This window comes from Paraburkholderia sp. CNPSo 3274, from assembly GCF_024206475.1.
Taxonomy (GTDB): domain Bacteria; phylum Pseudomonadota; class Gammaproteobacteria; order Burkholderiales; family Burkholderiaceae; genus Paraburkholderia.
Map to the genome: position 1 here is coordinate 47,622 of NZ_JAMBPR010000056.1, position 12,044 is coordinate 59,665.

Consider the following 12,044-nt stretch of genomic DNA (forward strand, 5'->3'; position numbering starts at 1 on the left):
TATCGGTGCCCTCGCGCCTCCTATGTACTGGCGCGCGACGCGTTGATTCGTCCAAAAACGAATTGTCCGAGGTACCAGCCAAGTTCCCCGCTTGCGAGGATGTCTCCCTCAGTGACGTCGGCGGGCTCGAGCTTCATGCGGCGGAGCATCAGCTTGCCCTCGCGGGAGCTCACCCAGCCACGGATGAAATCCCGTTTGCTCCTCTCGTCGGCAGTCAGGTAGTGTTCGCGACCGATTCTCGCCTCTTCGTTCATGCGTGCGCGCGATTCTTCCTCTCTCGAGGCAATGCTGTGCGCAACCGAGGCACGAACCTCCGCCGTTTCGGTGCTCTGCTGGACTTCGTTGCTCAACAGTTTCGACTGCACTTCGACCATCGTTCGCTCGGCTTCCGACATTTTCCAGTTGTCGCGTAGTGCCTTCATCAGATAACCAGACGGACTCTTCTTGACCTGACCGCGGTGAAGCCGGAATCGCGTGTACTCGATCGCTTGCTGGATGCGTTCGTCCGTCCACGTATCGCGATTCTCTGAGATCTCGCTGAACTGCCGCGATGACAGGTTGAACTCGTCCTTGAGTACCATGTAGACATGACTCGCGTCAGCGAGGCTCGCCATCACTGCGTCGGCCGTATCTTTTCGCTTAAGCACGAAGCGCAGACGATCGATTTTCTTCGAAGAGGTGGACTCGGTCCTCGTTTCATACGAGAGTTCGATGTCGGACACCTCATTGATCTCCTTGACCGCAGGTTCGAGCCAGTCACGCTTGAAGTATTTGAAAATGGCCGCGTTTGCACCCATTTTCCCTGGCCATGTCCGCATCACCTCAAGTGGAATCCAGTCGGTGCGCCCCGCCGGAACGCTTGGCAGTACCTTGTCGTAGATCGCTCTGGCCAAGCTTCGCGTGAAAGCAGTCGATATTCGCAAGCTCAGCCAATGTGATTTTCGCGGGTCGCGAATATGCGGCACCAAGGTCGGGTGAACGTCGAACCGAATGCGCCCACGATGAAAGGCCACTAGCCCGATGAGTTGGACCTGAACCCACAAGTCATCCTCACGCGGGTCGCGGTCTGGGGGCGTATTCGTCAAGCGAATCTTGGCGTTCTGGGCTTCGTCGGCGATAGTCCGGAGGTGCTTGAGATTGCGGCTGTCATAGCGCATCAGCCACTTGAAGTAGTTCAGTTCGACATCGTACTGGTCCTGCGTCTGAGACTCCTGCGCGACGATGAAGTACGCCGCGTCCAGGAAGCGTCGCGCCGGCAGCCCCATGTTCACGATTTCGGTGAAGAAGTTGTTGCGCTGATACCCGATCTCGCGGCTCGACTCATTCACCGGCAACCCGAGATCGAACATGTCCTCGAACAACGCCAAGGCCATTTGCCGAGGTGTCGTTTTCGTTCTGCCCTCTTCCGGATTGTCCGATGCCATTGCGTGAGTTGCCCGATTTGGATTCACGCGACTTTATCACTCGTGGGTGAGGTGTCAACACAACGAACCTCACCATCACGAAGCGCTGTCAAGCACGCGTGCGGGCTTCTCGTGAATCGAGCACAAGGAACCTCACCATACGCACAACGAACCTCACCATACCGATCCCGTGATTGTTGATGCAGGCCGTACTGCGCGGCTCCCCGAGGTGTTTCGCTCGAATCGCACAAAGGACCTCACCAATGTGGATAAGTGCAATCCGTGCACATCGAACCTCACTATTGTGAGGGTCCAAGCTCACCTTTCCGGTTCAAAAATCTCACTTTCTCGCACACCTGACCTCACCTTCAGCACAATCAACCTCACTTTGAGGCGCCTAACTACTTGATTATTATAGGACTCAAGTCTCCTGTTAGTTTGTCTGTTCGGTTTTTGTTTACAAGAACAACATACAAACGTGTACTCCAAAGGAGCGACCACTTGCGCAGTGCCGCAGATCGAGCGGCTGGTGATCGAATCTCCCAGGTTATTTCCGTACTTTTGCATTTCCGGCGTTCGAGAGACTTGCCGATTTAAGGTGAGGTCCATTGTGCACGCCTCTGATCGTGAGGTCTCGAGGAATCAAAGGTGCATGCTTCGGGCCGCCCGACGGGGCTGAAGGTGAGGTTGATTGTGCTTTCCGTGTACAGATACCCTGCTGTTCTCCATTTTGTGAGTTGTTTTGGGCGCGTCACACAGGGGAAGGTGAGCCTGTTTGTGCTCGATTTGGCGGGGCTCTTCCACGCAATCCAAGGTTTGCGCGTGCCAGAACCCGGAAAAATTCAATTTATTTCTATGTTTACAGTGATTTAGGCTGAAAATTTCAAGTTGCTTCTGTATTATGAGGTTTGTCTACGACCTCACGAAAACCTCAGAATGGTAAAAACAAGCCAACTTCCAGCTGTTGACCGAACTGTACCTCTGGAGCAGATTAGCGCGTTCGCTGAGAAGGTGTCGATTTTTACGGATGAATTGCGCGAAACCATCCTCGCACCAAGACCCCGAAAGGCTGCGCCCGTGTTCAAGACTGGCGAGATTGCCGCGATGTGCAACATCACGCATTCACAGGTTCAATATCTGGCCACAAAGGCGGATGGCGAATTGCCGCCTGGCACGGCAGCGGGTACTGGCCGCACACGGACCTTCACGCTAGAGGAGGCCCGTGTCTGGGTGCAGAAAGTTTCGGATATCTACCAGACTCCCCTCGTGACAGGGACAAAGGAGCCAGATGGGAAAATTATCATAACAGCCCAGCTCAAAGGCGGATCCGCAAAAACCACGACGACAATGTGTCTTGCCCAAGGCCTTACGCTACGCGGACGCAGGGTCCTCGTCGTCGATCTCGATCCGCAAGCCTCGCTGTCTGAACTCTGTGGCTTGTATGCGGAGAAGGATGTAACGCCTGAGGACACGGTGCTCCCCTATATTTATGACCAACAAATCGAAGGGGGGCTCGGCGCACGCGTTCAGTCAACTTATTGGGATGGCCTCGACGTCATCCCGGCGCATACGGAACTCATTGGGGCCGAATTTCATTTGCCCGCAATGCAGAAGATCAAGCCTGGATTCAAGTTCTGGACGGTATTACGAGAGGGTCTTGCGCCGCTTCGCAAGCAGTATGACTACATCCTCATGGATACGTCGCCGTCTCTCTCCTATATGAATCTGAACGCACTCCTTGCGGCGGATGCGCTGGTAATGCCGATGGTTCCTGAGAACCTCGATTTCATCAGCTCATTGTCGTTCTGGCGTTTGTTCTCGGACGTATCGAAGAGCTTTATCAAGTACGAGCAAGGTAAGCAATATGACTTCATCTCGCTGTTGCTCTCGAGGGTGGACTACGGACGTACCTCGTCGGCGCCGATAGTCCGTGCGTGGGCGGAGAGCGCATACGAGAACTGGCTCCATGCCATTGAGGTGCCTGCCAGTTCGGTCATGAGTACGGGCGCACTCGCCTTCTCCACCGTGTTTGATATCAGTAGCTCGCATAGTGCGGCTAAGGCGCTGCAGCGCGTTCGACAACCGCTCATCGACTACTGCCGCTGGTTGGACGAAATTTATGAAGAAAAATGGAGGACCGCGCAATGAGCAATATGCGTGAACAACTGCTGGCCAAGACGGCCGGAATTCGAAAGACGTCCTCTATCAATGAGGACGAGATCAAGCGAACGGAACGCACGCAGACTGCACCTGGGCTTGCTGGTGCGCTTGCGGTTGCACAACTTCGCGTGCAGGAACTTGAGGCGGCTGGTGTTGCGTCACAGTTGTCGGTTGCAGCGATCGCGCCCAATCCGTGGCAACCTCGCCGGATATTCAACGAAGCCAAGTTAAGCGAATTGGCAGAATCGATTCGCGAGGTTGGGCAGATACAGCCAATCGTAGTGCGACGTGTTGAGTCGGGCTATCAAATCGTTGCAGGGGAGCGGCGCTGGCGCGCGCACAAGGTTTTGGGTCTGGACTCGATCAAGGCTGTGGTGACGGATTGTTCCGATTCAGACATGGCAGTTCTGGCAATGGTCGAAAACGTTAGCCGTGACGATCTGTCGGACTATGAGATTAGCCTGTCGATCCGGCGTACCGAAAAGGAGTTTCCGGACCGGAAGCGGTTGGCGGAGGCACTTGGGCTCTCGCGAAGTGGGCTCTTTCAGTTCCTGAGCTTCGACAAACTCCCGGCGTTCATCCTCAAGGACCTGGATATTCAGCCGCGCCTGTTGGGAGCCAACGCTGCGGAAGCAATCGTGTCGGCTATCCGGAAGTTCGGCGAAGTCGGTCTTTCAGCGGCGCGTGAGGTTTGGCACGACGTGGTCTCGGGGGACCTCGAACAAGGAAAAGCCGCGGCCGCAATCAAGCTGCTCGCGACGCGCGGTGCAGCTTCCGCAACTGCGAACGAGAGAAGTATTGACAAGTTTTTCGCCGGCAAGGAGCACGCCGGTTCGATCACAAAAGATGTGAACGGTTTTACGATTAAGTTTAAGCCTGGTGTGATGACGGAGGACCTCGAGGCGCAAATCCGAGCACTAGTTAGCAAGACGTTCAATCATCATCCGAGATGACCGAACCTAGCTCAAACCCGCCGCGAGCGGGTTTTTTTGCGCTCTGCATCTGGACAATTCATAGTATGGACTGGTGCGAGGTGTCGATCGAGCTCGATGCTTGCCTGCGATTCTTCTGGTTTCGCCAGTGGCGGAGATGCGATGAGGCGTTTAGGCGAGTCCATACTATGGATCATCCTGCAGGGTGATTGCCGAATCTCGAGCTCGTGTTCATTGCTCGGCGCCTGCATACACTCGGCGAGTTTTGCGACTTCTCATCCGCGCGCCGAATCCATAGGATTGCCCCGCACGCGGTGCATGATGACAGTTCTCCCTTAGGTTCGGCAGGTCGGTTGAGTTGCCACGTGACCACGTGAAAAGAGCGAATCGCGTACCAGTCCATAGTATGGATCCCAAAGTTCCAATCCGCAGCGATGACCCACCGGGCGATCTCTTGAGGCTGCGATGGGACTTGGCAACAGAGCGTCACCGACGATCCAACTGCGGTCGTTGGCGTCCAGTTTTCAGCGGATCACCAGGGATTCCACGCGTAGTCCATAGTATGGATTCGTCGCCTCTGGCCGCACCCTAATCGCGGTGTATTTGGCCGACGCGATGTTGTCCCTCTACTCCCTTGCTCGCTACGTCACCCTTTCTTAAGCTTGGTCGAAATTCGACCATGTGGCCTGAATATCAGTTGATCTTGTCCGAAGTCATCATCGAAGATGCTAAGCAAGTAGTTCGGGCAATCACCTCTGGACGCGTCCCCGCCTTTAGATGCCTAGTTAAGTTGCGCCGCCTGCGGCTCGCGCAGAGTTGGATCGCGATTCAACGCACACGCTATGTGACTTCCGCGTCTGGCGTGTCGCTTAGTCTGCGCTGCTTGTATTAGTCATTGCGGAGCCGCTGATATATCGCCACTACGCAAAAGGGAAGTGCGATCGTCGATGTCCCTCGAGTACGCAATGGGCCGTCATCCACACATCCATTCGTTTCGATGCTTGCGAGGCTGCGGTCGGGAAAATACCTCAGCGTTGAAGCATGAAGTTGGAAAGCTATGTCGGCGCAAACGGCGGCAATTTCGCATCTGACGTGTCGCCGTGTACTCCCTGTCAGGGCAGTGTCTCGCAAGCGCCGGGCAGTAGGATCTGATCCGAAGCCCCATGTCTTTGCTACTTCTGTGCGCTAAGTATCCGGACAATCCGTCTAACTGCTAGATGCAATTTGATCGGGAGGTCGGGCACAATCTCGTGGCCTGTGGTCCCCGTAGTGCATTCGGGGTTCTCTTAAAATCCGCGTTGTCGAAATCCGGTATCGGACATTGCTCGACGCATGCACCCCAGCGCGGGTAATCTCCAAACTGCGCACCACTAATAACTGCGTGCTCATTGTTTTCATCGCGATCGTGGCGTTGAGTTCACTGAACATCCTGCTAACAAAGGAGCATCTCACCGAGTCCATGCTCCTTAGCGCAAGCATGCGTGGCAGCCAAATTTCGAGGCGCTAGCGCGGCCGTTGATATCTGGGCTCCGCCAATCAATCACGTCCGTGACGTGCGATGCCGAAGTATCCTTCTTCCCACATCGGTGCTGAGTGGAGTCTTCAGTATGGGGGTGGGGAACAGCGCTAACACGAGCGCATCGTCGGCGGATTGGCTTCAGCCAACAGGAAACGCCATCGACCAACGCCCAGATTGAATTTCTTCTGATTGCGAGCGTTCGTTGTTCGCGGAAGCTTGCATCTCGACGGCACGGAAGTACCGGACGCTCGCGACCGAACGATATAACCTGCGAAAGCGTTCAATCAGCATTAATGCAACTAACAGAAATATTGGCGCTTGCTGGTATAGCTGCTTCCCGTTCGTCGTGTATTCGCGCATCCAAAGTAACCTTACACGATGGAACTTTCAGGCTCGTCGTATCGTGAAACATTCGGGGCCAAATTCATGAAGCTCTGAATTCGCCTATCGGCGGGTTGTTCAGCGGAATCTGTAACGAATGTTTCACGCGGCGACCGCCTAATAGACAACAGGACTGTCCCATTCCAGCCCGGCGCGCGATAACTCCTTGCCATAAACGCAGTTCGTAGTAAATAACACGTATTTTGTAGTGAATGGCGCGACCCGCGAGCGCAGTTCAGGATGGGACAGAAGCGGTGGACTGCCTTCAAAGTTCCGCTATTTTTGATCGTCCGATCCTGGGCCGCTACGGCAGCCCTGCCGAGAATCATCGGGTGCGTCAGTCGACCTCGTGCGTGCGTTGCGCAGCGGGCCAGCACGTACAAACGCAACGGTCGCAGGGCTTCTTCACGCGTGGCGAGGGCGAACCGCCGCAGGCGAGTCTGACATTCCGGAGAACAGGCGAAGGGGAGAGCGCAACGAATACCGGCTTATCGCGATGCGGCCTCCGGCGCTTGGTGAATGAGATGTTCAGGCCGCCAGCATCCGTTTTGACCGATATACGTAGCGGTGCGGGCAAAGTCGAAGCCGCCGCTGCCATGGGGCGAAGCAGGAACCGCAGGGTGTCTGTGTGCTGTGCAGCGAGGCGCAGGCGCGCAGCGCCTCCGGGCGAACCTGCTGCTGCCAGAACAGCAGGGCGCCGGCGGTTCCGGCGCGAAGGATCTACTCCGCTGCCCACGGGCTGTGCGCGGTCGTGGGTGCCTTCAGCACGCGGAGATTTTCAGCTTCTATTCCCCACCACGTGAACGCAGCAGGCTGCAGTCGATGCGGCGGCTGCAGCACAAAGACTGGCCGGGCCGCGACGGTCTCGAGCTAGGCTTGAGCGGGCGCAGTTCACAGCAGCCGGGTTGCGGGACCATTACCTCCGTCAGGGCGCCGGTCGGGCAGCCCCGTCCGAGCAACTCCGCGCCCGCTCGCGACCGTACGGCCGTGGGCGGAGCCCAACTGCGAAGCCCGCCAGAGTTCCGGGTGTATCGCCTCAACGTTCAGGAGCGGCTGCGTCAGGATTCACTCCCTGAATACTGTATAAATATACAGGTATCGTGGCGGGTCTATCCCGGAAAGTCACGCTGGGGTCGCCGGTCGCTGTGCGGATCTCGGGCGGATTTGCCGTAAGTCGGAGGGCGTCCGCAATCGGTGCAGCGAGGTTAGCGGCAGCAGGAAGAATCAATCTATGGCAAAATGCCTCCAATGGTTGGGCATTTTGCTCGGAGGGATCATGGCTACCGTAGAATATCGTCCCACAGGACGCGTGAACCCGCGGCATAGCGAGTTCTCGCTGCTGGGAGACCTGCTACAGACGCATATCCGGTCCGGCAATGATCTTGCCGCGCTAGCGACGCAGCGCGTCGGCGTGGAGGTGCTCGATCGCCTCGGGGAGCATGGTCTGAAGGCCGACGAACTGCTCTTCATCATTCCTCGCCGAACGCTCTCACATCGCCGCCAGAATGGTGAACGACTCTCGACTGATGAGTCGGACAAGGCCATCCGTCTCGCGAGGATAGTTGCACAGGCCGAGACGGTGTTTGGAAGTCCGGAAAAAGCCATGACCTGGCTTCGCGGCAGCAAAGAGCGATTCGCCGGGAAAACGCCGCTCGAGATGGCAGCAACGGAACACGGCGCACGGCTTGTTGAAGACGCGCTGGTTCAAATCGACGAGGGATACTTCGCCTGATGGAATTCTGGAGGATCAGCAATTACGCGGACCTTCGCGGCATCGGCGGGTTGCGGGCGTCTGGCCGGTGGCATTACCGGGGGCAACCCGTCGTCTATCTGGCAGAAAATCCCGCGCTGGCGCTGCTAGAGACCATGGTGCACCACGAATTCGGGTCGCCGCAGGCGTTGCCTGAAAACTATCAACTGCTTCGCGTAGAAATTGCGGAGGGCGCTGCGATCGCGGAACTCACGGCGAGTGTCATCCCGGATGACTGGCGCGAGAATCCGGACTGGACGCAGGCCGCCGGAAGCGAATGGCTGGCGGCAGGGCAGGAACTGCTCCTCAAGGTTCCGAGCGCCATTCTTCCTCATTCGTACAACTATCTGTTTAATCCAGCTCACCCTGGGGCTGGCTCGGCGGTTGTAGCGGAGGTGCTGAAAGTGCCATATGATCCGAGAATTCAGGCGATCCTTGGGGATACTTGAGCCTGGGCATTGCACTAGCGCCCATAGGCGCAATGGTCATCGATGATGCAAATCCACGGAACGAGATTGGGCGCATTGTCCAGACACCACCGTGTGGAAAGCACAACGCAGCCCCGCGCGTTATTTGGAAGCCGGCGCGTTTTCATTCCCGATCGCTGCGACTGCGCCACAGTGGCGCATCGCAACGTATGGCCGGCGCAAGCCCTATTGCGGGTTCTTCGCCTGACAGCAGGGGCACTCGCACGCTGCAGCGCAGACCTCCAGACGAACCTTTTCGGTGTCCGCGATGCGCATCGAGACGACCGAAGCGATGGGCAGGCTGGCGCGGCTCGCCTGACGCGCATACCAGCTCCAGAATCCGGGGTGGCCGGCGGCGTTCGTGAGCGCATGCTCTTCGACGAAGTGGTCACAGACCGGAGCGTCGTTGAAAATCTCGTATCCCATACTGCCGTCTTCCCTCTTGTAGTAGGTGAAGACGCGGTATCGGCGACGGGTGCCGCCCGCCCCGAATTCTCCTTGCTCCCAACGTCTGAAATCGACAGGATCGAGTACACGGCTCGCTGCGATGCGAAGCGGCTTTTTCCCGATTGGACCTGCGTCGTTTTCGAAGTGCTCCCGCGTCAGAACCGTCACGACGCTAGCTGAACGGCTCTTGATGCCGCCTTCGATAGCCACTACCGCAACCAAAAAAGTCATCTTCATCCTGTCAAGGAAGAGGTGATAGGAGCGATTTGCGGCGCGGAGCAGCAGCGTCACGGCATGCCGAGTCTTGACCATCTCCAGCACACGGCTTGGCGCAACAGACGATCGCTCGCTGCCCGCTGACGTGCGTGCTGACTCATGTCGACGCAGTATCCGCAGGCCGAAAGTGCTGCGGTGATTTTAAGATGATCAGCTTGTTTCATCGTTCAGGGTTCCTTCACGTTTTGAATGCCCTATCATCGCGCGCGTTCACCGGGATGCAAGCTTCGATCCGGCGGTTGATTTTGCCTGGCCGAAGAGGCGGTGAAGTCGGGAAAGTATTCGCCGTGGAGCGTGCACGCTGCTTGAGAGCATTGACGCAGCAGTAGTTCGGAGGGCCAGCGCGGCAGGGCAACCGATATCGGGATCGATGACGTCCCGGAAAATTGCACCTTTCAGGATGGGAAACGGTTCGTCTGTATTGGCTCATACCGACCGCCGAACGCGAACCCGGTGTGATGCGCCTCATCGTCCCTGGCGTCGGCGCGTTCGGCCGCAGCCTTTTGTTTTATTGCGATGTCGGACTAATTCTGCCCACTCTCGCGAGAACCTGACCAAAAATATCGTTCGGGTGGAAAGGGTCTTGCGGGGCGCACTGACCAGTTTGTACGCGGTCGTTGCCGTGAACGGCGTGGTTTCCTTTATGCCGACGCAGGGGGCAGGCATCACAATTCAGGCCAGATTTTCGACTGTCCTGCGAAAATCTTTTCGCGGCGCCTTTCATCGCGACCGTGTCGCGTGTACATTGGGCTACCTCTCCGCTGAACGGCACGTTCAAAACGGCGAAAGCAAGGCTGTTCGCCTGTAAGCGGTCTTCGAGCGAGCGACCTGGTCTGGCGAATGACCATTGATCAATCGATCGTCAAAACAAGGACGGATGTGCAAAATCAACGGTGTCAGGAGACGCATTAACACGTCGCGGTGAAATTCCGCGTAGGCAGTTAGTGCGCCAGGGCTCAAGAGTTTGTACGTCGTCGTTGATAACGGATCAGAAGCCCATTGCTGCCCGGTGTTTGTGGCGGCGTTCTGCTGCGTACGTTGCGTCTTCAGACCTTGTGTCTGGCATAAGCGCAAGCACCAGCAATCGGGCGATGTGACGAGTGGATCACCCACTGTCGGACCGACGGGCTCTACCTGTCAAATGCGGAGCGTCGGATAATCATGTCATCAAAAATCAGTGAATTCGCGAACTGGATGTTCCCGCGAGCCCGGGGCAAAGAGGCTATCGTTTCGCTGGTCATCACCGCGCTCGGCTTATGCGGGGGTGTTGTCACGATCGGGCTGATCCTCTTCGCCCGATAGGGGCGAAGGCCGAAAACTGAATATGTCTGATCGACGGTGGCCGCTGCACTGCGTCTTGTGACGCGGCTGCTGTCCGCCCGGCTACTGGCCCGTTTCCTGGCGTCAATATCGGGTCGTGCTTCCTGTAGCTGTTGCTCGATGCTCGACAGCAGAACGCAAAGCACAGGTCGTGTGTTCGATCAACCCGGCTGCCGTCGAAGCGCGTGAGGAACGTCGTGAAGAAGAGGCCGTATGCGGATGCTTTATTCAGTCTTCCGATCCTGCACGAGAGCCGGTGATCCCTTGGGTTTTATTCGTCATATCAGCACCTGGCGACGTCTGACTGGCTAAAAGGCTCGTGGGAAAGTGAGATGCTATTGGCTTTGGCTCCCACTCGGCGTTTGAGTGGGGCGGCTCTCAAGCGGCGCCAACACCCTCTGTCTTGATTGTCGCAAGTCTGGTCCCAGCAAACGGGTCATTGCACCAGTCGGCGCCGGTGCACTTGCCCGGGTCCCGGGTCGGTGCCGGATCAATTGCAAAATGCTCAAGAGACTGCCCGGCGCTGATCGCCTTAACCACCCATTGTGGCGGAGCGCCTTTGCCATCCCATGTGTTTCCGGAAGCGTCGCGGAAACGCACTGCTCGCAACCGCTCCTGATCTGCCGCAATTGAAGTGGCGATGTCTTCCGGTTTGATTTCATATTCGGCCATCCGTCGCCGCAGATAGGCCACGATGCTTTCGCGCTTTCTTTCATCCATTCAGTATTCTCCGCGCAATAATCTGTCTTTGGACGGGTGATTGCAAATCGCGTGCCGCCAGATATCACGCGACTCGGTGCTCCTCGTGCTGAGGCAGCGAAGTAGGTGGTGGTGTTTTGAACGACGTCTTGCCGGAAGCGGCACAGGGGAAGTGCCCAGACTGGCGGTCGGTGTTTTCAAACAGTATAAGGCAATCGGGAAATGACGCCTCGTTTGCTTCCGCACCTTAGTCGTCGGTTGTTGCGCGCACGATTGCGTGTGCGCAACTGGACAGGAACATCGGTTATGGGAACAGCGACGCGCGGGCACATGTCGCGATGGCAGAGAAAGCAGCGGTTCCGGTACGCGCCGACAACTCAGGTGTGAGTCTATTTTTAATCTCCGGTGAACTTCAAACCGTTGCGCACCGTGCATTCAATTGTAAGCGATCCATTATCGACGTCTACCCAATGCGACTCTGAGCGAGGAGCATAGGTGTCCACCTATTTGGAGGTGGACACCTATGGCTGACAAAGACTCAGGGTTGAGGGTGGTTCGGCAAAGCAGGGATGGCCGTCGCCGCTACGACGAAAGCGGCAAACGCACGTTGGTCGAGGCTGCATTGCGCCCAGGCGTGTCGGTGGCGCGCATTGCGCAAGAGCACGAGATCAACGCCAACCTGCTGCGCAA

At 57.0% G+C, this 12,044-nt stretch carries 8 protein-coding genes; 5 read left to right on the top strand and 3 right to left on the bottom strand.

Going from position 1 to position 12,044, the window contains the following annotated elements; translation table 11 throughout:
- Positions 1 to 20: 20 nt before the first annotated feature.
- Entirely contained in the window at positions 21 to 1,424 is a 1,404-nt protein-coding gene (locus tag M3I54_RS30860; protein WP_254342789.1) for a replication initiation protein, read from the bottom strand.
- A 915-nt stretch (positions 1,425 to 2,339) separates the two neighbouring features.
- Between M3I54_RS30860 and M3I54_RS30865 the strand changes: the two genes are divergently transcribed.
- The 4 genes from M3I54_RS30865 (at position 2,340) to M3I54_RS30880 (ending at position 8,594) form a co-directional block, all read left to right on the top strand.
- Positions 2,340 to 3,551: a ParA family protein gene (locus M3I54_RS30865; protein ID WP_254342791.1), complete on the top strand. Its 1,212-nt coding sequence runs from the start codon at positions 2,340 to 2,342 to the stop codon at positions 3,549 to 3,551.
- Entirely contained in the window at positions 3,548 to 4,516 is a 969-nt protein-coding gene (locus tag M3I54_RS30870) for a ParB/RepB/Spo0J family partition protein (RefSeq protein WP_254342798.1), read from the top strand. Before M3I54_RS30865 ends, M3I54_RS30870 begins: the two co-directional genes overlap by 4 nt.
- 3,155 nt (positions 4,517 to 7,671) lie before the next feature.
- Positions 7,672 to 8,127 carry an antitoxin Xre/MbcA/ParS toxin-binding domain-containing protein gene (locus tag M3I54_RS30875; RefSeq protein ID WP_254342813.1) on the top strand — a complete coding sequence of 152 codons (456 nt, stop codon included), beginning with the start codon at positions 7,672 to 7,674 and terminating at the stop codon, positions 8,125 to 8,127.
- The gene (locus M3I54_RS30880; RefSeq protein ID WP_254342815.1) at positions 8,124 to 8,594 is read left to right on the top strand and encodes an RES family NAD+ phosphorylase; all 471 of its coding nucleotides are present in this window, start codon (positions 8,124 to 8,126) and stop codon (positions 8,592 to 8,594) included. Before M3I54_RS30875 ends, M3I54_RS30880 begins: the two co-directional genes overlap by 4 nt.
- Before the next feature lie 204 nt (positions 8,595 to 8,798).
- Here the strand turns inward: M3I54_RS30880 and M3I54_RS30885 are convergent, their stop codons facing one another.
- Together M3I54_RS30885 and M3I54_RS30890 are read right to left on the bottom strand one after the other, a co-directional pair.
- Positions 8,799 to 9,380 (bottom strand): hypothetical protein, encoded by a 582-nt coding sequence (locus M3I54_RS30885; RefSeq protein WP_254342800.1) that lies wholly within the window; start codon positions 9,378 to 9,380, stop codon positions 8,799 to 8,801.
- Positions 9,381 to 11,033: 1,653 nt separating this feature from the next.
- Complete coding sequence (locus M3I54_RS30890; RefSeq protein WP_254342807.1) at positions 11,034 to 11,375, bottom strand: H-NS family nucleoid-associated regulatory protein; 342 nt, start codon at positions 11,373 to 11,375, stop codon at positions 11,034 to 11,036.
- A gap of 502 nt (positions 11,376 to 11,877) precedes the next feature.
- Here M3I54_RS30890 and M3I54_RS30895 point away from each other — a divergent pair.
- Positions 11,878 to 12,044, top strand: a 167-nt coding sequence (locus M3I54_RS30895; protein ID WP_254340981.1) for a transposase, incomplete at its 3' end; no start/stop codon positions are given.